Annotated in this window: 27 protein-coding genes; 1 reads left to right on the top strand and 26 read right to left on the bottom strand. The window is 33.0% G+C overall.

All coding sequences use genetic code 11. The annotated features are described in order from the left end of the window. Positions 1 to 291: 291 nt before the first annotated feature. From NQ163_RS14145 to NQ163_RS14095, 11 genes are all read right to left on the bottom strand, one after another. Complete coding sequence (locus NQ163_RS14145) at positions 292 to 702, bottom strand: lipocalin family protein (RefSeq protein ID WP_268190961.1); 411 nt, start codon at positions 700 to 702, stop codon at positions 292 to 294. Positions 703 to 913: 211 nt separating this feature from the next. Then, entirely contained in the window at positions 914 to 1,543 is a 630-nt protein-coding gene (locus NQ163_RS14140; protein WP_268190960.1) for a lactate utilization protein, read from the bottom strand. 108 nt (positions 1,544 to 1,651) lie between these two features. Further along, positions 1,652 to 2,581: a magnesium transporter CorA family protein gene (locus NQ163_RS14135; protein ID WP_268190959.1), complete on the bottom strand. Its 930-nt coding sequence runs from the start codon at positions 2,579 to 2,581 to the stop codon at positions 1,652 to 1,654. A gap of 315 nt (positions 2,582 to 2,896) precedes the next feature. Further along, a complete protein-coding gene (locus NQ163_RS14130) occupies positions 2,897 to 3,688 on the bottom strand; it encodes a class I SAM-dependent methyltransferase (protein WP_268190958.1) in 792 nt (263 codons plus the stop codon). Between the two features lie 108 nt (positions 3,689 to 3,796). Then, a complete protein-coding gene (locus tag NQ163_RS14125) occupies positions 3,797 to 4,321 on the bottom strand; it encodes a 2'-5' RNA ligase family protein (RefSeq protein ID WP_268190957.1) in 525 nt (174 codons plus the stop codon). Between the two features lie 35 nt (positions 4,322 to 4,356). Continuing rightward, a complete protein-coding gene (locus tag NQ163_RS14120; protein WP_268190956.1) occupies positions 4,357 to 5,280 on the bottom strand; it encodes a DUF2262 domain-containing protein in 924 nt (307 codons plus the stop codon). Between the two features lie 124 nt (positions 5,281 to 5,404). Beyond that, positions 5,405 to 5,938 (bottom strand): hypothetical protein, encoded by a 534-nt coding sequence (locus NQ163_RS14115; RefSeq protein WP_268190955.1) that lies wholly within the window; start codon positions 5,936 to 5,938, stop codon positions 5,405 to 5,407. 214 nt (positions 5,939 to 6,152) lie between these two features. Then, complete coding sequence (locus tag NQ163_RS14110; protein WP_268190954.1) at positions 6,153 to 7,340, bottom strand: acyltransferase family protein; 1,188 nt, start codon at positions 7,338 to 7,340, stop codon at positions 6,153 to 6,155. Positions 7,341 to 7,347: 7 nt separating this feature from the next. Then, on the bottom strand, positions 7,348 to 8,001 hold the full coding sequence (locus NQ163_RS14105) for a hypothetical protein (protein ID WP_268190953.1): 654 nt from the start codon (positions 7,999 to 8,001) through the stop codon (positions 7,348 to 7,350). A gap of 335 nt (positions 8,002 to 8,336) precedes the next feature. After that, positions 8,337 to 9,038, bottom strand: coding sequence for a LytR/AlgR family response regulator transcription factor (locus NQ163_RS14100; protein WP_268190951.1), 702 nt, complete (start codon positions 9,036 to 9,038; stop codon positions 8,337 to 8,339). Next, entirely contained in the window at positions 9,038 to 10,108 is a 1,071-nt protein-coding gene (locus NQ163_RS14095) for a sensor histidine kinase (protein ID WP_268190950.1), read from the bottom strand. The genes NQ163_RS14100 and NQ163_RS14095 overlap by 1 nt, the downstream gene beginning before the upstream one ends. Before the next feature lie 212 nt (positions 10,109 to 10,320). Between NQ163_RS14095 and NQ163_RS14090 the strand changes: the two genes are divergently transcribed. Continuing rightward, on the top strand, positions 10,321 to 10,722 hold the full coding sequence (locus NQ163_RS14090; protein ID WP_110359970.1) for a MotA/TolQ/ExbB proton channel family protein: 402 nt from the start codon (positions 10,321 to 10,323) through the stop codon (positions 10,720 to 10,722). A 182-nt stretch (positions 10,723 to 10,904) separates the two neighbouring features. On the opposite strand, the gene NQ163_RS14085 is transcribed toward NQ163_RS14090, so the two are convergent. From NQ163_RS14085 to NQ163_RS14015, 15 genes are all read right to left on the bottom strand, one after another. After that, a complete protein-coding gene (locus NQ163_RS14085) occupies positions 10,905 to 11,714 on the bottom strand; it encodes an endonuclease/exonuclease/phosphatase family protein (RefSeq protein ID WP_268190949.1) in 810 nt (269 codons plus the stop codon). A gap of 130 nt (positions 11,715 to 11,844) precedes the next feature. Beyond that, positions 11,845 to 12,255, bottom strand: a complete 411-nt coding sequence (locus NQ163_RS14080; RefSeq protein ID WP_268190948.1) for an RDD family protein — start codon at positions 12,253 to 12,255, stop codon at positions 11,845 to 11,847. 53 nt (positions 12,256 to 12,308) lie between these two features. After that, complete coding sequence (locus NQ163_RS14075) at positions 12,309 to 13,184, bottom strand: YARHG domain-containing protein (protein ID WP_268190947.1); 876 nt, start codon at positions 13,182 to 13,184, stop codon at positions 12,309 to 12,311. Between the two features lie 86 nt (positions 13,185 to 13,270). Continuing rightward, positions 13,271 to 13,798, bottom strand: a complete 528-nt coding sequence (locus NQ163_RS14070; RefSeq protein ID WP_268190946.1) for a hypothetical protein — start codon at positions 13,796 to 13,798, stop codon at positions 13,271 to 13,273. Positions 13,799 to 13,871: 73 nt separating this feature from the next. Beyond that, positions 13,872 to 14,789 (bottom strand): alpha/beta hydrolase, encoded by a 918-nt coding sequence (locus NQ163_RS14065; protein WP_268190945.1) that lies wholly within the window; start codon positions 14,787 to 14,789, stop codon positions 13,872 to 13,874. An 86-nt stretch (positions 14,790 to 14,875) separates the two neighbouring features. Next, positions 14,876 to 15,532 (bottom strand): hypothetical protein, encoded by a 657-nt coding sequence (locus tag NQ163_RS14060; protein WP_268190944.1) that lies wholly within the window; start codon positions 15,530 to 15,532, stop codon positions 14,876 to 14,878. A gap of 77 nt (positions 15,533 to 15,609) precedes the next feature. Continuing rightward, positions 15,610 to 16,086: a 4-fold beta flower protein gene (locus NQ163_RS14055; protein ID WP_268190943.1), complete on the bottom strand. Its 477-nt coding sequence runs from the start codon at positions 16,084 to 16,086 to the stop codon at positions 15,610 to 15,612. Between the two features lie 92 nt (positions 16,087 to 16,178). Beyond that, positions 16,179 to 17,009, bottom strand: coding sequence for a DUF5991 domain-containing protein (locus NQ163_RS14050; protein WP_268190942.1), 831 nt, complete (start codon positions 17,007 to 17,009; stop codon positions 16,179 to 16,181). A gap of 118 nt (positions 17,010 to 17,127) precedes the next feature. Continuing rightward, on the bottom strand, positions 17,128 to 18,081 hold the full coding sequence (locus NQ163_RS14045; protein ID WP_268190941.1) for an alpha/beta hydrolase: 954 nt from the start codon (positions 18,079 to 18,081) through the stop codon (positions 17,128 to 17,130). A 63-nt stretch (positions 18,082 to 18,144) separates the two neighbouring features. Next, the gene (locus NQ163_RS14040; RefSeq protein ID WP_268190940.1) at positions 18,145 to 18,855 is read right to left on the bottom strand and encodes a hypothetical protein; all 711 of its coding nucleotides are present in this window, start codon (positions 18,853 to 18,855) and stop codon (positions 18,145 to 18,147) included. A 110-nt stretch (positions 18,856 to 18,965) separates the two neighbouring features. Continuing rightward, positions 18,966 to 19,505, bottom strand: coding sequence for a hypothetical protein (locus NQ163_RS14035; protein WP_268190939.1), 540 nt, complete (start codon positions 19,503 to 19,505; stop codon positions 18,966 to 18,968). A gap of 30 nt (positions 19,506 to 19,535) precedes the next feature. Further along, positions 19,536 to 20,237, bottom strand: coding sequence for a hypothetical protein (locus NQ163_RS14030; RefSeq protein ID WP_268190938.1), 702 nt, complete (start codon positions 20,235 to 20,237; stop codon positions 19,536 to 19,538). A 51-nt stretch (positions 20,238 to 20,288) separates the two neighbouring features. After that, positions 20,289 to 21,077 (bottom strand): CPBP family intramembrane glutamic endopeptidase, encoded by a 789-nt coding sequence (locus NQ163_RS14025; RefSeq protein WP_268190936.1) that lies wholly within the window; start codon positions 21,075 to 21,077, stop codon positions 20,289 to 20,291. A 587-nt stretch (positions 21,078 to 21,664) separates the two neighbouring features. Continuing rightward, positions 21,665 to 22,057, bottom strand: a complete 393-nt coding sequence (locus tag NQ163_RS14020; protein ID WP_268190935.1) for a ribosomal maturation YjgA family protein — start codon at positions 22,055 to 22,057, stop codon at positions 21,665 to 21,667. A gap of 55 nt (positions 22,058 to 22,112) precedes the next feature. Continuing rightward, on the bottom strand, positions 22,113 to 22,355 hold the full coding sequence (locus NQ163_RS14015) for a hypothetical protein (protein ID WP_268190934.1): 243 nt from the start codon (positions 22,353 to 22,355) through the stop codon (positions 22,113 to 22,115). Positions 22,356 to 22,382 lie beyond the last annotated feature (27 nt).

The raw sequence follows: 22,382 nt of genomic DNA, 5'->3' as shown, positions 1-22,382 counted from the left end.
TTACGTAACTTCGGCTATGCAATAAAAAATTGAGCTTCGCCACTGAAAACCAATAAGTCACTCTCGAAATCCCAGTAGGACTCTAAACAACTTCATTTCGAAAAACCAATCAAATTTATAAACAATAATTTTCAATGAAAATATTTTACCTTAATAATATTTAAGAGAATTACACATTTACTCCTATCCCCTTGTAATTTTTTAGGCAAACACAAAAAAAAGCTCTAAAACCCGGGAACTTCCCTAAGTTTTAAAGCTTTTATCATATCTTTTAAATGTAGATAACTATTGTTATTCTTTGATCATTTTCTTTGTATATCCCATGCTGTAATCTCCGTTTTGCAGCACCAACTTTTCTTCCGTTAATGTTTTAATTTCATAGCTTTCCTCATCGATTGATGAACTGCCATTTCCAATGCTTTTAACGGTTAAAATTAATTTGCTCCCCTCTACTCTCCATTTCTGATACAAAAGGGTTGCCATATTATCAGAACGTGCCGTTCCATCCTGTAGCATAGAAAAGTGAAGTTGGGATTCAGATGTATCCAACCAGGAACCTACCAATAACTGTTTATTGACAAGGGTTTCAGATTTTTCAAGTCCTTCTTTTTTAAGCTTCTTCTCTTCAGTGTTTTTGTTTTCTTTACAGGCTCCAAGAGAGATTAATCCCATCAATAGTAAGCCTAATATTGTTCTAGTCATGTTGTATGTATTTAAATTCTGGTTCTACATTGAATACAGTGGATCATTAAAAACAAAAAACTGAATACTACGATCATTCTTCAGTTTAACTTTGCTCAAGCCGCATGGCTCATCCTTTTTATTCATCTTTAAGGCACAGCAAAATCAATATACATATTTTTTGCCATATCATTCCTGAGCCAAAAGCTTTTCCTTTTTATTGATACCTGTTTTAATATCCCAAATCTTCGTTTATCAGTACAATTTTAATCCGATTTTTGGGATAGGATTTTTCAGTAATGGTCCACGAATTACAAATTCTATGCGGACTGCTACAATCCATACATTTCCCGGTTTTCTGGCATGGAATATTCAAGTTCTTATGGCTTTGGGCATTCTTTATTGCTGCAAGTTCCTTCACCCGCTTCCTGGCTGATTCCAGATCTTTTACAATCTTGTTTCTCCCAACAAACAAAACCACATGTCTCGGTCCGAAAGTGAGTGCTGCAATTCTGTTTCCAATCATATCCAAATTTACCAAACAACCCGTTTCCGTTATGGCATTACTCCCGGTTAAAAACAGATCTGCAGTCAAAGCCTTTTTCCTTTGTGAAATTTGTTCGCGCCAGGTATCCTCGGGCTTAAATGTATCGATAAACTCGTAAGAACTGCAAGTTTTGATGTAATCAAGCACTTGGGTTTCATGCATTGTTTTAGAATCACCGTAGGAAACACTCTCTGCTTTTAATCCTGGCAATATCTCATCAACAAATGTATGATATGCAGCTTCGGAACTCTCCGAAATGTATACTTCAAAATTGTTTCGTTCCAATTGTTTCTTCGTCTTTACCAGTAAATCCATAGTAAATTGTGTTTTTGAGCTTTGCTTATTGGTTATTAACCTGAGTTCGATTTAAAATATTGTCACAGTTTAATACGATCAAGCCTAAGAGGCTCGAATTGCTTCCCATTAAAACCACTGTCTTTTTCGAAATAAAACTACTCCAAAAAATGATAAAATTAAGGATCCAAATATGATTGATGGCATAGCCCATGCTGAATTCTCCATAAAATTAGGCACGTTCATTCCGAAAATGCTTGCTGCCAAAGTGGGAATCATTAATACGATCGAGATCAGTGTCAACTGTTTCATTACAATATTCAGGTTGTTGGAAATTACAGAAGCAAATGCATCCATCATTCCGCTTTGAATATCTGAATAGATCTGAGCCATCTCTAGGGCTTGTTTGTTTTCAATAAAGGCATCTTCCAATAATTCCTCGTTGATCAAGTTCGTTATCTTTTTTGAATTGCGAAGTTTAGCCAGAACAATTTCGTTTGCTTTGATTGAGGTAATAAAATAAACCAAACACTTTTCCATCTTCAACAACTTGTTCAACTCCTTGTTTTTAATTGATTTTTCAATGTCTTGTTCAATCAATGAAGTCATTTGGTTGATTTGCTTCAAGTATTTCAGGTACAAATTTCCTGATCGGAGAAACAGTCGAAGTATAAAATTAAGACTATCGGTAATCTCCTTGTATTGATCTCTAAAAGGCGATGGTTGTCCAATGGGCAATACCTCATTGTCTTGCAAACACAAGGTCAATGTAAATTTTTCTGCAATAAAAATACCTAAGGGGATGGTATAAAATGGAACTCCATTGTTTTTTACTTCCACCGGAATTCTAAGAATGATCAAAGTCCATTTGTCATCAAACTCTATACGAGGTCGTTCATCCTGATCTAATATATCATTTACTAAATCATTGGGCAAATGGAATTCATCATACAAACGTTTAAGTTCGTCTGCGTCCGGATTTGTAACATTAATCCAGCAATCATGTTGTGGGCTGTTAATTTCAACATACCCGCCAAAAGTTTTGAAGATTTTAATCATGATGATGTCTCCTTACAATTTTATTCTGTAAGGAAACACAAAGCCCTACAGAATGTTAATACTTTAGTTTCGTATGATAAGGGCCTTCGTCCATTGTCATTGAATTTTTTAAATTTTCGTATGCAAAAGTAATATCATTTTTTCGCTAAACAATAAATTTGGAACAAACATTTACCGCTTATCAAATTTTGTAACACAACATTCATATTTGTAAGTAGAAATAAAAAAGCTTTAAAGCCCGGAGAATTTCCATGGCTTTAAAGCTTTCATTTGGTTTGCTGAAAGAGAATTTGAATTCACTCCACGAACAGTGGTTTACATCTTCCTGGCTTTTATGGAATACATATGAGGAATTTTAGCTCCATGTTTTTCCGACACCCATTTTCCTTCGCTAAGTTCCGTCAGGTTGGGAAAACAATTGTACACCTGGTAAGGAAACTCATTCATAAATTCAACATTCAAGCCATTTGAAATCAAAGCATTCAGAACCTCGCTTAAGGAGTGATGCCATTCGATGTGCTTTAGGTTTTTATTGGAAATCTCTGACTTGTCGGTATAAGATTTCTCTACAATGGTTTCTAATGGAGCTGACTTGAAATAACTATCGGTAATTTCAGAATCATCATTTAGGGTATAAATAAAGGGATGAAATTCCACCATGTAGAACACTCCCCCTGGTTTTAGATAACGGTTTATAATTTTCGCCCATTTGTCGAGATCATTTAGCCAGTTGATTGCACCATAAGAGGTATAAACAATGTCGAAAGTTTCGTCCAAAACCTTCTCAATGTCATATACATTGGATCGCACAAAGTTGGCCGGAATATTTAATTCTTGAGACAATTCAGTGGCCTTACGAATAGAAGCATCAGAAATATCCAGGCCCACCACTTCGGCTCCTTCTCTGGCCCAGGATAAAGTATCCATTCCAAAGTGACATTGAAGATGAAGCAGTCTCTTCCCTTTCACATCTCCCAATTCTTCCAGTTCGATAAAATTCAAGGAGGTTTCCCCTGCTTTAAAAGCTTCCACATTGTAAAAACTTGATTCTGTGTGCAGAGCTGTCAATTCATTCCAGCTCTCTCTATTGTGTTCAAAATTATTCATCGTGTTTTTGTTACTTATAAGGCTTGTTACATTTTGTCGCAGACTCTCCATAACAATAAGGAGGTCATCATCTTCTAAGAAGTTTGGTTTTCGTTTTGTGATGTTTTATTAGTGCTTAGCAATTCTTTCGTATATTAATTCTTCAGGATGAAATTTAATTAAACGTATTTTTTCAACTCTTGCTGAGATGTATTGCATGTTTTTACGCAACACCTGGAAAGCATTCAAAAATTCCTCTTCAGCAATACCCATCGCAAGCGTACAATGTGGAATCCAATTCTCAGGGTGATAATAAACCCACTGTTCTGAGAATGTAAACAATTGGTTATACAGTTCTTTTTGAAAAGCTAATAAATCCATTGTTACTTTTGGATTTAAAAAAATAACATTTTCTGCTCCCTGAAATGTTCCCAAAGCATTCATCGAAATTCTTAATGACGGTATGGCTATATTTTCTATAAGCTTTATCGTTTTCTCAACATCTATTTCGTCAGCAACTGATAAAGCCATATGAGGAGTGCTTTTTAGATTTGTCAATTTATTTTCGATACCATTGGCATCTATGCTTTCAATTAATTTATGAATCTGTTCTTCACTTTTGGAATCAAATATTATTTCAACTGCATATCCCATCTTTTTTTTATAAAATCGCAATTTTAAGCTTTTTTTTATCCTATTAATTTTGATTCAAGGTACTCTCCTATTGAATCAACACTGCTTGCTATTTCATGTCCCCAGAATAAGTCACCAGCAGTATAAAAAAACTCCATATCCCCATCTTCATATATATTCAGTCCATAGAGTTTAATTTCCGTTGAAAATTCAGCTTTATCTATTATGCTTTGATCTTCGTCTAACCAAACATCATTTTTCAACTTCAACATTTCATTCATCATGGAATCTTGAAGTTCTTTTGATTTAGCAATGGCTTTTTTTGTTGTCAGCAAATTTTTATCAAATTGCTTTTTTTCAAAGTTTGAAAATGAAAGTTGAATTTCGGTGTCATCAAGCAGGATTTTACCACAATAACTATCTAACTCATCATCTAAAGTTAAAGTGCCAAAAAAATCTGTATCAATAGTTTTAGCAGCTTGTTTTTCAATTTTAACTTTCTCCTTAAACTCATTTGTAAATCCCAAAAAAGTTTCAAGTATTTCACTCTCTGATAATTTATAAAAAGTCCATAATTTGTTAATTTCCTGGAAATTTGTTGTGATTTTACCATCATCGAAAAATATACTGATGATATCTCCATCTAATTCAAGCTTTCTGTAATTTATTCCTTCAGGTAATATTACATTTCTAGCATGAACAGCATCGCCAAGGATTCTGACTAAAGTCATCCCTTTATGAGATTCTTCATTTTCTGCTGCTGCATTAAGCATATTTTGTTTGTCATCTACAGTATTGCATAAATAATCGCGCATAACAACAAAGTAATTTCTATCCAAACTTATAGCAGCCAATGGATAAGATTTTGTGAATTTAAAAAGTGCATTTGATTTGTTTTCAAATTCTGCCCTCAAGGCTTCAGTTAAATTAGAAACTTCCCATCCGGTCATTTCTGTTTTCTTTATCCATTTTAAAATCATTTCAATATCACCTATTTAATTTATAACGATCATACTACAATTTCACGGTATCAAACTCTATCCAGAATGTGTTAACATTCATGGAATTTAGATTTTGCCAGCTAACCCACCAGCAAGGAATATACTAGTGGTTTATTTCATTGTTGATATTTTTCCTGACTTTATCAATTTTCTTTTCAATTTCTGAATAATATTCAAGAATAAAGTTTCTGTTTTCCTGAATCTTCCACAGGTAAATCAGTAGCTTATTTCTTTTATTCTTTTGAATTTTCAGGGGCAAATCAATTCCATTAAGATTGCCAACACTGTCAATATTAAAGTGTGGGACTAATTCTTCATTAATACCTTTGAAATAGTTTTCTTGAAATTGCATTTCTGAATATTCTTCTTCCAATTTCCTTAAAGTGTTATAGTCATACTCATAGAGCGTGATTATTTGAAGTCTTAATGAATCATTATTAATTAATTCGAGTCCTTTTGATTTTAAGGTTTCATATCCGGCTATATTCTGAATGGATATAAAATCACGCGTAAGTTTTAAGTAATGGAACATCACAGAATCAGCATTTATGTTCTTTCCTGTAAATGCTTTTCTAAAATACTTGCAGGCAGTAATTCCATCCCGATGCCCCTTTTCATTCAATTTAATATCAGTCAAGTCTTTTTCGAGGCCATTTGATATTTCTGTAAGAATTTTGTTTTCGGATCAAGCATCTCTCCTGTTTTCATTCCAATTGTTTAATGCAAATGCAGAAACAACAGCAATAAAAATTGACAAAAACTCAAATCCGTATTTTCTCCAATTATCAAATTTCATTTTTTTCATGATTGTTCTTTTAGGTCAGCAATGGGTTTGGTTAGGCCACGGCTTTTTATCTCCAAATGTTTTTTATATAATTTAAAATTAACTTCCCTCTGATCTCTTGCTTCTTCTCATTTCCAATTAATATTCGATCCCTTAGTTTCATAAATGGTTTCTCTATGAACAGATACAATATCAATCCGCCTATTACAGCAAGGATCAGACAAATCCAGAATACATTTTGCTGAATAAATCCATTATCCATATCGGTGACCCAGATTTTCACAAAGTGATATACCTGCTTATGGCTTAGGTAAATAGCATAGGATAATGTTGCAATAACAAAGGTGAATCGAGATTTTAACTTGTAAAGAATGCTTGTAGGACTAATGGCTCCAATCACAATAAATCCATAGGCCAATGAAATCAATGGCAAGCCATATACCATTGCTTTGAACGAAAGGATACTTTCACAAACTTGATAGGCAAGCAGAAATAAAATCAGTCCAAGCAAAAGGCTAGTATTTCCATATTTGTTTAAGAAAGCTTTCCAGCCTGGTTTAAAATTAAAAATTGATGCAATCAAAACACCAACAATCAATCCATCCATTCTGTTGTGACTTGGGTAATACACTTTTTCGAGAAGTCCTTGCACCATCAGTCTTCTACTACCACTTTCGATAAAAGGCTGAACAAACTCATTCCAATTGTAAATTCGAAGTAAAATACCTATTCCAATTAAGGCAAGCATAAAGTATGGCGCTAGCTTTTGCAATCGCGTTTGAAAAAACAGAATGATGCTGATAGGCATTAGTAAATAAAACTGTTCCTCTACACACAAAGACCATGCATGGGAAAAAGATTTCTGAGTTTGGCTGTCGAGTCCATAGTTTTGAGTGAAAGTTAGAAATTTCCATAATGGTGGCAATCCCGAACCTTCTCTTAAACTACCCAATGAATAATACAATATCAGTACGGCTAAATATGCCGGAACAATCCTAAACAAACGTTTCATGTAAAAACGCTTCAAATTGATTTTTGAATTGCCCTTAAATTCCTTTAAAAGCTGAAAACCGATCAGGTAACCACTCAAAACAAAAAACAGATCGACTCCAGTCCAACCAATCCGTTTAATTGGTTCTAACCAATCAGGAATCCCTCTCCCATAATGAAAGATCATCACGAGAATAATTGCAATTGCCCTTAAATGGTCTAATCCATGCAGCCTGTTTGTATTGTTCGTGAAAATCTTAATCATTCAGTGTTTATTGAACTCCATTAGCCTTTATTCTTTTTCCTTTCTTATTCATCCACCACTTCATTGTTAACCCCCAGGCCAATCCGCAAATCATCCAAGTGGGTATTCCTATTAAAAGGCTTCTCTGTGTAATTTCCTCTCCTTCAATCAAAGGAAATATTATTTGCATTACAACAAACATAAATAAGCCAAAGAAAAAGCCTGATTTCAACCAATTTTTAGTCGAATTTTTCTTTGCTGGTATTTCGAGCTTTATGTTTCTATATCTGTCTGGCTGCTTACTTAACCATTTTTGTTTTAATGATTTTACAAACCATCCCCAAATTGGGAAAGTTACAGCCAATACCATTAATGAGGTCAAATTTCTTTGAACAGGAATGATATTGGTACAATTGTCGCAATAGAAGCCAAACCAATTTTTAAATGCAGTTTTGTTTTGTGATGACCATTTTAGTCCTGAATGTAATTCTCCACAATGAGGACAGGGAACCAAAGAACGTTGATAAAATGGTTTGTCTCCTTCCCTTTCGATTAACATTACTTTTGGAATTGTCTGCCCAAAAATCAACTCGTTTACAACCAGTCCTGGATTTATAATCCAATGCAATATTACAGGACTTTTCCAATTCCAAATCTTGTACTTTTCTTTGTTGTAATCCATTTCCTTTCGATTTATAATAAGTACTTTCAGTCTATGGTGCACACAACTTATACATAAGCATACCACTGCACTTGGTAAGCATTATCCCGTTAAATTTATAAACAATCATTTTCAATCGAAACATTTTACATTAATAAATTTTAAGAGAATGATTTATTCTTTTTTTTTATACTGGTTGTTCAACAAAAAAAGTGTTCCTCGAAGATTTCTTCATGGAACACTTTTTCTTTATTACAAATGAATTGGCAATAGCACAATTTTTAAGTTATGTGCTAACCAATAGCATCAGACATTTATTTGTACATTTTGTTTTATCAAATTATTAAGAATAGAGCCTATTGTTTTTCCAGATAATTTAATACCTGTTCTTTATAATTTCTGCCAATGGTAAACTTTCGGTCATCCAGCTTAATGTATGACGATGTGTAGTGGTCAATTTGATCGATATTAATAATAAAAGAACGGTGAATACGAATAAATATCTCTGCAGGTAATTCCTTTTCCATTCTCGATAATGATTCGTAGCAAATGAGACAGTTTGTTGTAGTTTTAATTTTGATGTAGTTGTCTACTCCTTCAATATACAGTATGCTATCTGCAGGAATATTATAATTCTTTTTATCTGCCTTAATATGAATGATATCTTTTCGCTTTGTAAGTTGTGTTTGTTCCATTGAAAGAAACTTGTTGATTGCTTTTAAAAACCTTCCGGTAGAAATAGGCTTTACAAGGTAATCAAGAGCGTTGAGATCAAAAGCATCAACCGCAAATTCTCTATAAGCAGTGGTAAAGATTACATAGGGTTGATTGGGTATGGCTTTCAAAAATTCAATGCCAGAAATAGATGGCATATTAATATCTAGAAACAATAAATCAATATCTCCTTTGTTTAAAAGTGGTATTGCATCAATAGGCTTTGTGTACATTCCAACACACTCAATCTGATCACTAAAATTTCCAAGATGTTCCTGTATCACTTTTATTGCCAAAGGTTCATCGTCAATAATCAGACAAGTATATTTATTTTTACCGGGCATTATCGTACAATTTTTAGTTTAACTTCAAACAGGTTCTTATCCCTTGATATTTGTAAATCATATCTATTCTGATACAATAGATCAAGTCTTTCTTGCACATTTTTAAGACCTAACCCCTTACTCTTTATAGTTTTGTGCTCAGCAAGCACAGTATCATGCTTGTAATTATTGATACTGAATTGTATTCTGGGTGAAGTGATTTCTAATTTCATCGAAATAAAATCCTTGTTGGTTTGTTTTAATCCATGCTTGAAAGCATTTTCAACGAAGGGAAATAGAATTAATGGGGCAATTTTTATCCCAGATACATTCTTAGGAAAATCGGTCGTTACATTAAAACTATCGTCATGTCTTATTTTTTCAAGCTCAATATAATTGTTGATGAATGCCACTTCTTTGCTTAATTCTACCTTTTCTGTATTGCATTCGTAAAGCATATATTCCAATAAATCGGATAAGCGTACAATCACTTCTCTCGAAATAGCAGGGCTTTCATTTACCAGGGCATAGAGGTTATTCATCATGTTGAAGATAAAATGAGGATGAATTTGTTCCTTAAGAAGTTGTAATTGCACTTCTTTGAACTTTAACTCCAACATGTTTTTTTCCTTCTCAATAATTGATTTCTCTTCTTTGGATCGATAAGATTCTTTCGTAAAATAAAAAACAGATGATAAGAGTGAAATCAAATAGGTACCTGTTAGTAGAATTATAACATCTTCGAAAGATGGCAAAATTGTATTGGGAAGAGCAATATTGCTGTACAAAGTAATAATAAACAGAGCAAAACTAATCAACCATAAGCTTATAATAATCAAGAAAATGAGTAAATATATAAATAAGCCTCTTTTACCTTTAAATAAAAACTTAGGAATTAAAATTTTATTACATACCCTAGCACTCGCAAAGCTTATTATTAAAAGCAAGATAGATAGGTTCGTACGTATATGAATATCGTAATGTCTATTACTGAAAACAAAAAACATAAATAAAGCTGCTATGAACCAATAAATGATTTCCCGGATTGAAAAAAAATTGTTTCTTGATTTTATGTTTTTATTGATAGCCATAGCTAACAAATATAAAAGGAAATTGGTTTCATTAATAGATATAATCCTTATTTTATGCCAACAGCACGAAACACACCCTGAATAACACAAATACTATTTATTGTTTTAAATTTGTTGTTAAGAATGTCATTTATGTTGTTCCCATAATAATATTTTAAAGCTTATCATGAATAATTACAATTGTTCCATTATTAATATTTAAATTTAAAATCATGATAATTAGATTCTTTTATGAAGGTGGTCCCACTTTCATGTCTCTTGTTTACCTGATGTGGATCATCGTAATTAGCCTGGCAGTTCGTTTTATCATTTTGTATCGCGGCAGTAAAAATCCTCAAAAACTAAAAAAGACAAACGATAGTATTTTGTTTTTTGGGAGTCTCGCATTTTTAATCGGGATAAGCGCGCAAATGGTAGGTCTTATTCAAGCTTTTGATGTTATCCAAAGCATGGGTGGTAACAGTATAGGCCCACATATGCTAGCGGGGGGATTAAAAGTTTCTTTTATCGCCCCATTTTTTGGCATGATGCTTCTAATCATATCATCTATCATTTGGTTTGTGTATCGAAATCTAAAAGATTATCCCTCGCACATTCAAGCTATAAGTGAGTAAAAGGAAACATTAGGGTTTAACAAGTCTGGTATTCTTATACCTGCTAAAGATAATTCTACAAAAAAAGTTTCAGGAAGAATTCTTCCTGAAACTTTTTCTATATCGTCGATGAATTGCTTATGCATTAATATCTGCATGCTTCTATAAAACACGAGTTACATGATTACATTAGTTGGGGATTTTTAATAAATCACCTCTAATTCTGCAACCAAAGGGCGATGGTCCGATACAACAGGTTCCTCCAATAAATCAATACGAATCGCCTTAATTTTTACATCATTTGTATTTCGAAAAACAACATGGTCCAATTCAGCTTTGCTTTCTCCCTGAAAGCTTAAATTATCATCGCCTTTGTTTACAAACTCAAACCCTTGCTCATTAAAATAATTCATTGTAGTAGAGCCTGGTGAACAATTGAAATCGCCAGTTATTATTACTGCTTTGTCCATTGTATTCAAATATTGTGTCAGAACTTTGGCCTGGTTTAAACGAGAAGACACTCCTTCATCACTTTCTACCCAATCGAAATGAACATTTACAAATACAATTGTGCAGGCTTTAGCAATTTGTACTTCGTGAATTATGGCAGAGCGAGGTTCTGCAATTCCATCAGGCAATTGCAATCTTTTTGTTGAAATGATAGGCTTTGCCGACAGGCTTGCCATACCGTATTCACCACCATCAAAGTCCATGAATTTACTAAAGGTTCCAGTCATATTTGTTTTTTCAGCCAAATAAGAGCTTTGTTCAATCTTGTTAGTACGCAGGCAAGAATCATCAACCTCTTGCAATCCGCATAAATCAGGAGCTTGTTCTTTTATTATTTCTGCAGCACGCGATAAATCCAAAACATTGTCCATTCCTTCTCCGTGCCTGATATTGTATGACATTATTTTCAGCTTCGTAATTTGTTTCTGATCGCAGGCATAAAAAATACACATGCACACACACAATACAATAAGGCTTATTCTTTTCATTGCATTTTCTTTCATTAGATTTGGTTTTACTCTGTTGGTCATCTGTTTATTTAAATATTGGGTAATTTGTATATAGATTTTTGTACTTACTTTTATTCTTCTTATCTACTTTGCTATTAAACACAAACTTAATCTAAAGTGGCTTTTACTTTATAACTATTCGTGTTTCAGATATTCGATCATGCCATCCAATCGGTTTTTCTGATAGAAAAGACAGCTGCTCTAACGGAATAAACCGGCATAGCGTTCGCAATAAAATGTCAATAAAATTAAGCTTTTTATTATCTAATCGAATAATTTTTGTTTTAGTTATTAGCTTCCCTAATGTTGTGTTAAAAATTCCTTCAAAAACAACGTAATACAAAAATACTATTGGTAGAAAAGTAAATTCTAAATTTATTGTTTCTCCTTCTTTCAAGTTATTCAGGAGTTCTAATTTTTTCAATACGATTACAATTACAGGAAGAAGTATAAGCCACAAAATAGAAATGGATATACTATCTACCATCCAGTTTATAAATCTTTTTGTATTTGATGCTGTTTTAGTGGAATTCATTTATTAGAGATTAGTATTAATAGTAGATTTAATACACCTGCTATAAAGTGATATTACTTATTTTCCATTTGCTTAATCATGTTGATATTATAGATATCAAATGGAGTGAGCTTATCCGTTACATCATCATATTTTGGTGAATACCAACTTAACTTACCAAAATGCTCCAGTAAATCCGGACTTTTGAATCGATACCCTAGTTTCGCAAAAAATTCATTTCTTTTTAGCCTTAGGTTTAACTTACTTAAACGTTCCAATTTCTGTTTATCCAGTATTTTCTGTAAAGGATAAACTTTTTGAAATTCTCCAGATTTTTTGATTACATAGAAAGTATAGTCCAATGTTTCAGTAATTTCTGTTGAATCAAGATCAAATAAGTCAATTGTATCTGGCATATGATAGTTATAATTCTTTGCCCTGGTTGTTTGGTCGAGAATTTGAACCAATGAATCGGCGAAAATCTGAAAGTGTCGAGAAGAGTATGATGTTGATGACAAATCCATGTCAGAAGATTGCTCTACCGACAAATAATCAATCATTTCTCCTTCCGAGCTGTATGAAGCTAAAATGGTTTCTCCTGCAACACCATACATCGATACGCTAAATGTCAATAAATAATTTTCGTATAACTTGTAATGGTCGGTATCTTCGCTATAGATTTTCCTATACGGATCATTTTCATCATCCCATTTGTTGCCAATAAATTTGTTGATGTGATATCCTGGTATCTCCTCAATAATATTATCTGATAATTCTAAAAAATATTCGAAACTCAGCGTATCCAATTTCCTGGTAATTTCCATTGGCTTATCCATTTTAACTGTTGATTGATCAGAAGAACTTTTTGAGGCTTTTTTGTCTTTCCTCTCACCTACCGAACTACAAGAATAAATTACAAGTAATGATATAATTAGAAGTATATTTTTCATTCGTCATTCTTTAATTTCCATAATGGTATTGCTAAAATTCTTAAGCTATTAAACCCCTGCCTCATCTAACCTTTCCAACAATCTTCCTATTGTTTTCTAATTAAAAAACTCGTCCAAACACCTTTCAAGTCTTTTCCAGGATAGGTAAATTCTATTCTATCTTCAAACTCATTTTCGGAGACTTTCTTGATGATCCAGCAAGCCTTTTCCACTGCAGGACTTTCATCAGATTCAGGCATATTTTTAAGCTTTTCGCTCACGAATACAAAGATTGTATCTGTACTAAGAGAATCGATTAAAATGAATTCTACATATTTTTTGGAAAAGTATTGGTCACAAATTACAATTCGATTACAAAAAATCACCTGCCTCACAGAATCATAGGCAATATGGAAACCAGTATTCTCGAAGCGAGATCTATTGGATACCTGTATTTCTTTTCCATCTTTTACCCATTGAAAATTGGATTTAAGTTTTGAGGGTGACTTATCGAAACCCTCAACCGGACCTGCCCAATCGCCAATAATAAAATTCAATTTTTCAAGTGGACTTTTCTGGGCAAAACTTACTCCCGAAACAATCAAACCAATTACCAAAACAGCTATTTTCTTCATTCTTCTTAAAATTAAATTTATTCTTCTCAGCCTGGCTCTTCAATTGCTTTTGTAAAATACGAGCTAATGAGGGTTATTTTTTATACAAAAAAAGTAATCCATCATAAATTGCTCTGGATAATATTGAATGATGATTGGCTTTATCATATCTTTTGAATTTATAATTAAAGTTCTTCTTTTTAAGGCCACACAAAATGTTATTTAATGCTTCATTTGGAGTAACTGTTAAAGAGACTTCAGATGTTCCATAGGTTAAAAATAATTGATGATATTTCAATGAGTTCTTAAATTCATGGAACAGCTCTTCTTTGAGCAGTTCAGATTCATTCCACGATAAAGAACCCGAAATTAAAATATAATCATCTATTAAGTTAGGTTCTTTCTGTAGTAAATATGTACCGAAAAGCCCTCCAAAAGAATGTCCTAACAGACCTTTTCTTTTATTTAAATTTGGGTATTGATTTTCTACAAAAGGAAACAACTTCTTGGATAAAAAACTAATGAATTCTTCGGCACCTCCTGTATTTTCGGGAATTAAAAGAACACCATTTTCACCAACTCCAGATTTTACATTAATAATCACGCCATTAGGGTTAACAGATTTGATTTTTTTTGTATTAAAAAGAGATCGATATTCAGAAGGTGTAAAATCCTTGGTTCGCTGCCTATTAAAATCCTGTTCATTCCCTTTAATGGAAATACCAATCAAAACAACATCTTCAACATACTCACACCTATTTAAAACATTATATGATCCTGTTATTAAATCAGATATAAACCATGAATCCAAATAGTAGAGTACCTTATAGTTTTGCTTTTGATCGAAATTTGGTGGAAAAGTAAACTTGAGTATATAATCACGCTTGCTGGAAGAAATTTTATGAAATTCTATTTTATTGCTCTCTCTTGTTTTTTGTCCGTAAACAGGAGAAATAAATAAAATGGTTAAAATGAATACTAAATGCTTAATATAGATTCTATTTTTGTTCATAATTGCTGCTAAATATGTGCTAATCATCTCGTATTTAATATTCTTTAGGTATGCTATAGTATCGCACACCAGCTGTAGCAATCCTTTTAATCAAACTCATTCCATTCACCGAATTTAATATAGATCAACTGGTTATCTTTAAATTTGTACTTTGTAAATGAATCACCTCTTTCGTCCTCGCATGCAGAAACCTGATTCAGATTATTAATTACGCTATCTGGAAAATGGAAAAACTTATCCATGAATGTTTTTTTAGACATCCCTATTTTTATTCCATTATTCAACTCAAGAGATTTATCGTATAGAATTCCCTTTCCCAGAAATACTTCATAAACATCTTCAGCATATTCCGCTTTATAAGTAACAATGCTTACTAAATTGCTATCATTTCTGAAGATATCTTTATTTGATTCACTCTCTTTTGAATATGAATAATCTTTTAAATAACTCTTGACTTTTGATTTGTTTAATTCTCCAAAAGGATTGTATAATTCATCCTGGCAGCATAAACTCACTATTGAATCTTTAATTGACATCAAGTACTTATCAAAATAAACACTGTCTGATTCTTCAATTTCTTTTTCAGTACGATCATTCTTCTCAGGTACAGTTGAAATCACCTTCATCGCTTGTGCTTTCGTTCTAACCTTATCCTCAATATTAAGCTTATTTGTATTCTTTTCGCACTTTTGTGAACATTCACAAAAGAAGATTAGTAATAAAACGTAAGGTAGATATTTCATAATTCTGTTTTCGGATTAACACTAATATCTATACAAACACAATCAATTACATTATAATTTCTTGTCGTAGCTTGTTATCATTCTTTTTTAATGCCCTTCAAAAAAAACACATCCAGCTGAACTGTTGACCAATCCAAACTATTAATTGGTCTAACAGGTGGAGTTTCTTTAATCGATTTTATGGGCATTATCTCCTTGATATGTTTAATCGGTTCAATAGAAGTTATTATATTGCAAGCACCCTTTTCAAATCCAATTCTCTTTCCTTCTAAATCATAAAAAATACCTGATTCCCTCCATCCAAGAAATTTACCGTTGAAACCATATATTAATTCATCTCTTTCCGAAGTATAATAAGCTGTAGGTTTCCCATCCCAAAGATATATTATGGTTTCATTCTCTTTCGAATAATTGCAATACGCTACAGCATTACCATTTTTGTCATAAATTGTTAATTCATCCTTAACTTGATTCTCTATTTCTTTGCTGTCTTCCTTATTACATGAACACATTAGTACAAAAAGCATAAAACTTAAATAAAACAGTTTTTTCATAACAATTTTAAGATTATTTATTTTTCAATTTGTATACAAACACAAGTAGTTAATTTAGCCTCCTTATCACTAATGCCTTTGTAAAACACGAGCTACAAGCTTTCACTAGCTGGGTTTTTACCGAAATATTGATTAATCGCTCTTGTTTTACTAATAAATGGGTTTAACTTTCCCCATTTGGTATAGATTTCCTTTCTATCTCGCCCCAATGTGAATAGCCTATCATAGTATGAAATTTCATCACCACTATCTAGCAAGTAGGTAGTATCAGGATAAAACTCAATTAATTCATCCTTAAGCAAGCCAATACAGGATATTACCTGTATTTTGCTACCATCATTAAAAGTAAGTGTTCCTAAATGGCTTTGGTGTTCTTTTTTTAATTCAAGATTCCAGACGATTTTGTTACTTGACCGATAAGAAGAATCAATAAATACATAGCTACCCGACCAGTCGATTTGAGAAGTCGCAATACTATCCAGTTCTGCCATTTTATTTATCTCATCTATCCTTTCCTGATGTCTTTCATCTGCGGTTACATTGCTGTATAAAACCAATATCGCTGAACATACAAGCCCTACTCCAATTGCAATAAGTCTTTGTTTGCTTTTTCGATAATATCCTTCTCTTTTAGGATATCGATTCCAGAATACTTCTCTTGGCCAAAATAAAGCCATAAAAACCAGGCGTATTATACTATACCTTTCTGTTTTTCTATCTTCTAGTTCTTTTTGCCATAAAGCTTCGCTTTCAGCCTTAAGCTCTTTTATTCTTTCTTTTGAATAATCTTCAGACACCCCTCTTTCAGTAAGAAGTTTTTTCGCATAAACAATGGCATCTTTCTGCCAATCATCTTTTTCAGCATATACAATAATTATTAAATCATCATCTGTATACTCATCTAAAGCATGAAATTTCTTCATCCATTCTTTTTTTTTACAATTGCATATAAGCTATACAAGCAAAATCAATTAGATTTATTTTTCTTATTTCTTTTACAAACCTCCAACTACAATCCCATACCAGCACCTTTTTCTTCCATCATCGCAATTCCTGCTTTAAGAATTCTATAATTTTATCGATGGCTTGAGTATTTAGCCTTAACAGCTCGTTGCTGTGACCATTTTCAACCACATACAATTCTGTCTTGACATTCGTTTCTTTCATGAATTTGTAAAAATCCTCTACTTGTTTGAATCCAACAGCACGGTCGTTTTTTGCATGAAGAATTAAAGTGGGAGGGTAATCAGCTTTTATGTTGTCGGTTAAGGTATATTTTTTAAGTTTCCCAGGTTCTTTGGCCGGGTCGAAACCAAAAGTCAGACACACAGCCAAATTGTTCTTGATCAAGAATCTACACAATTGCATTCTTGTATCGTAGTCGCCGTACGAAACAATTGAATCCTTCACAATATCATACGGACCTGCTTGTTTTAAAACAGACAGATCTCCCATTTCAATATCTTCCGAAGCAAATCCGGTTGGTGCAGAGATGTCGATGATTGCATTGGGAGCAGTTTCCTTTTTAAATCCGCTTGCAAGAGCCAAATATCCTCCTGCCGATCCCCCAGCTACGGCAATCTGATTGGTATTGATATTGAACTGTTCCAATCCGTTTTTTCTTACCCAATCTAGCATATCCAGGACATCGCTCATGATTTGATCGAGTTTTGTCTCGGGAACCAAACGGTAATCCGCAGAAATTACCGCATAACCCGATTCAAGCAATTTGTCTCTTAGCCCTTCATGTAATCCTTTGTCTCGGTTTCCGAAGATAAATCCGCCTCCATGAAAATAAATCAGAACCGGATGCAGTCCTTTTGTTTCTGGTAAAAAGACATTCGCTTTGATCTCATGTCCTTCAACCCTTTTGTAAACAAATTCTATTTTTTCAGCAGGATGATTCCATGAGAATGGTTTGAGAAAAGGATTTTCTTGAGCAAAACTTATTCCCGAAACAATCAAAGCAATTCCCAAAACAGCTATTTTCTTCATTTTTCTGAAAATTAAATTTATTTCCCTCAGCTTTCCTATCAAATTGCATTTGCAAAACATGAGCTACAAACTCTTACTAGCAGGAGTAGTAAAAGCATCCTTCACTTTATCATCATCAATTTTATAAACAATAATTTGTTTTGTATCCTCATAGTTTTTCTGTAAAAACTTATTTAAAGACTTAAATGTATCAGACTGAAATACTTTACCATTTTTTGTGTAAAATATTTTATCTCGGTAATATACGGCGTGTATAACCGACCCCAAATTGTCAAAAAAAGCAAGTAAAACATCATTCGGAATAGGTTTTCTTCGATTTTTCCTTGGATTGGTAGAAAATTCAGTAATCCTTTTAAAATAATTATTCAAAATTTTCTCTAATGAAACACCATCAACATTTGTTGTTTCTTTAAAAATGTTTTGACTATAGATTTCACTGTTTTCAAAATACTTCTCCAATGCATATGAAAAGCAATTTTGTATGTTCGCTTCATTTGTGAAAAAATAACCTTTCGAAGCAAAATAACCTTGTTTTTGGGGCTGTTTATAAGATGAAGTATCTGTATTTTCATCTTGCTTTGAAACACTCACTCTTATCGTGTCATTTAACCACAATACATCAATGGTCATATACTTCTTTTCTAATTTTATTGTGTCCAGGATCGTAGATTCGATAGTAATCGGTGAATGAGTTGACAAATTTGACTGACAATAAGCTTCAATAAAAATAAAGTTGAGAAGTAAGGTGATTGTTAAATATCTAAAAAATATCATTTTATAATGTATTTATGCTAATATATTAAATAACGCAAGTAATTAAGTTCATTTTTCTTATTGGTTGTGAAAACACGAGTTACAAGCTCTCCATAGCAGGAGATTCAAACCTACCAATCGTCATCACCACCAATGTTTTTAGGCTCAAACATTTTCAGGAAAGTATAATCGTAAATGGGTACTGAATTTTTAATAAATAATCTTCCAAAGAGACCTTTATTAGTAATTGCATGCGCATTCAAAAGTTCTATACTTCCTTGACTTTCTGATGAGTTATCATATTTTTTAATCAAAGTAATTTTATTGATGGTAACGCGATATCGTGATTCTTTAAACTGTATTGAAACAAAAGCTGTATGATAATATTCCTGAATTAAATCAGGAGTTTTGAATACAGAATAGCCTGCACCTCTATGGTCTGGTTCGAACAGTCGCAATTCGCCCGTTAAACCATTATCTGTAAATTCAATTTCTTTAAAAATACCTGAATTTTGAAAATACTCTTTAATGGCAGTCTTTTGAAGTTCACTTTCAAATACTTTTTGCCAAGTGACTTCTCCTCTTACATTTTTAAAATTTCCTTCACTTTCCTGACTATAAACAGGAAAGCTTAGCGTAATAATTGATAGTATTATAAGTAATTTTTTCATCAAGTTGGATATTAATTGATATGAGAATAATTAGGCCTCTGTTATCACACAAATAATCTCCAGTGGTTTTGTTTTAAACATTGGCAGCTGTATTTTATCACTCTTTTTAATTTTCTTATTTGTATATCGTTTCATCGTATATCCAAATCCTAGTCCACCAATACTCCATATTACAATTCCTATTAATATTGATTGCAAGGTAATTTCCTGATCTTCAAAATATGGAAAGATTATTGACATCATCAGAAACATAAAAACGCCCCAACTTAATCCAGTTGCTACCCAAGTCTTTTTGTCGAATGGATTGGGAATATGCTCTACATCAATATTGTTAAACCTGGCAGGTTGTTTTTCTAACCATTTTGCTTTCATTCTTTCTTTAAACCAGCCCCAGATCGGAAAAGTGATGGCAAGTATGATAAAACTAAGCCCATTGGGCAAGCAAGGGATTATATTTCCACACTCTTTACAATAAAGTCCGAACCAATTTTTAAATGCAGTTCCGTTTTGTGTTGACCACGTTCTACCATCATGCATTGCCTGACAATGAGGACAGGGAACAAATGTTCTTTCAATTCTTGGTTTGTCAATCGTTTTATCTTCTAAACTAACTTTAGGAACTTTCTGACCCAAGATCAAATCGTTTATAGCCAATCCTGGATTTAAAATCCAATGGAGTATCATCCAGTTTTTCCAAGTATAAATCTTATATCTTTTTTTATCGTAATTCATCTGTTTCTCCGTTTTAGATATGGAAGACTATAGGATTGTGCATCTGCAATATTACCCTTGATAATTGTCTTTCATCCAGATCGTTTTTTTGTTTATCACTAATCCATATCCCCTTTTCTTTTTGTAAATAATTGTTCCAATAATAACCATTGCAATAGTTGAAATGCGAAAGATATTTGAGTAAAGACCACCAAAAGCATCATTCCCAGCAGAAAATAACATCCAAAGCAGATTCATAAATAGATGCAAAAATATTGGAACCCATAGGTTATTATCCCATTCAATATAAGTCCATGCGAATAATGCAGAGCCTAAAAGCGTTGTGATAAAAACACCTATTACCGTTGATAATTCTTGACTTTGATACAAATGTGCTGAAGCAAATATCAAAGAAGGAATAATAAGAGAAAGAGTAAAACCAAAGCGCGTAAACCTATAAATCTGGCCGAAAAAATAACCTCTAAAATACAATTCCTCAAAAAATGCCGCTGCTAATGCTCCAACTACTATTTGCTTCAATGTTATTTCAAAATTAAAATTGAAAATTAAAGCATAACCAATCAGCATGGGTAAAATGCATATAAAAGCAAAAATGAGTCCTGTTGATATTTCTTTCTTTAATCCTATGCTTTGGAAAAAATCTTTGGGCTTGTGAATTATAGACATTGCCAAAAATATTGGAATTCCAATCGCAATATAAGCTATAACATAACTTATCGAGTAGACATTAAAAATACTATTTAAAGCTTGTATTAATTGTGAGAAAAGTAAATTATGAAGTATAAAATAGGCTCCAAACGAGATTATTGTAGTTGTTAGTAATTTTATTGTCTTATTCATTTTACATTATCCTTTAATTGAGTGAACGGTCTTTCTAAAATTTAAGGGCGATATACAAACACCGCCTTATGAACCACCCCCTTGCTACCGCACGCGTCCTCTCGTGTGGTTTTGCTTTAGAAATAGAGCCACACGAAGGGATTCGTGCGGCAGCAAGGGCAATTTTTATATTAATTCTTCTCGATATAGCTATAAATATTTTTCTTATTTCAATCATTTTATCCCGTGATTCAGTCATTTGTTGATCCTTTGCGCAAATTGTACCACGACTTGAATATCAGGCCTATCAAATTTATGAAAAACCCATAGCAAACAATAATATTACCGGAGTAAAATAATATACATACATAAAACAGAATAAGTCTATATAATTATTGTTGGGTACAATAAAGCTATGGCACTCCTACTACAACTTAGGTTTGACTGTTCTTTTCCAATAGAATTCAACCTCTATTCCATATCATCTTAGCCCTCTCCTCGAAGAGAAAAATCAGAGCTTTGTTTGATCAGTTTATTTGTGTGGGTAGCGGTCATTCCTCTCTCTTCCCCTTGTCTGTGGTGAATTTTGTCCCAGGCAAATGAATCAGCTAGGCAGCAACTCTCCTCCTCATCAAGTTCAACTCAATGAGCATACCGCTTACTACTCCTATGGTATAGGCCAAAAAATCCGACCATAAAAAGCCTTGTCCCAGAACCAATGCTGCAAACCTGTTGCTGCGCAATGTATTGAGCCAATCAACTTGTATCAGTTGGCTAAATTCAACCAAAAAACAGACACTCAAAGCCAATGCGGTCAAGTTCCTAATACTTACTGCAGGAAAAACAAAGGCAATCATCCAATACATCATCAATGCCCATAAGGCATCTCCCAATCCCAAGTTTATGATTTCGGGTAGATCGTTGGAAAAATGCCTTGAGGCCAAACCAATAACAATGGTAAGGATAATTAGAAAGAAGTAATGGAGTCTGTTTCTTTGCATTGGGATGTTTGTTTATTGGAGGTGATATGAATTTTTGTGAATATTAACTTTCAGTTCAATAAGTAAAGTATTTCCAAATAAAGATGAAGCCCAGTAGCAATACCACCATAGTGATCATCGTAAAATCTACAGGCCTTCTCTTTGCAAAGTTTACGACAGAATATCTCTGAATGGCAAAACCCGCTCTTCTCATGCTGTAATTTTCTTTACCGGCATACCTGTTTGCCACTTCATCTCCTGCTATTTCTTTTAGCAATTCGTAATCTTTGCGCCTTACTTCTTCTTCGTGATTTATCATGTTTTTGTTGCTCTATGATTTTAAGTG

This window comes from Marinifilum sp. D737 (genome assembly GCF_026672275.1).
Classification (GTDB): Bacteria; Bacteroidota; Bacteroidia; order Bacteroidales; family Marinifilaceae; genus Marinifilum.
This window is presented reverse-complemented; position numbering and strand designations above follow the sequence as displayed.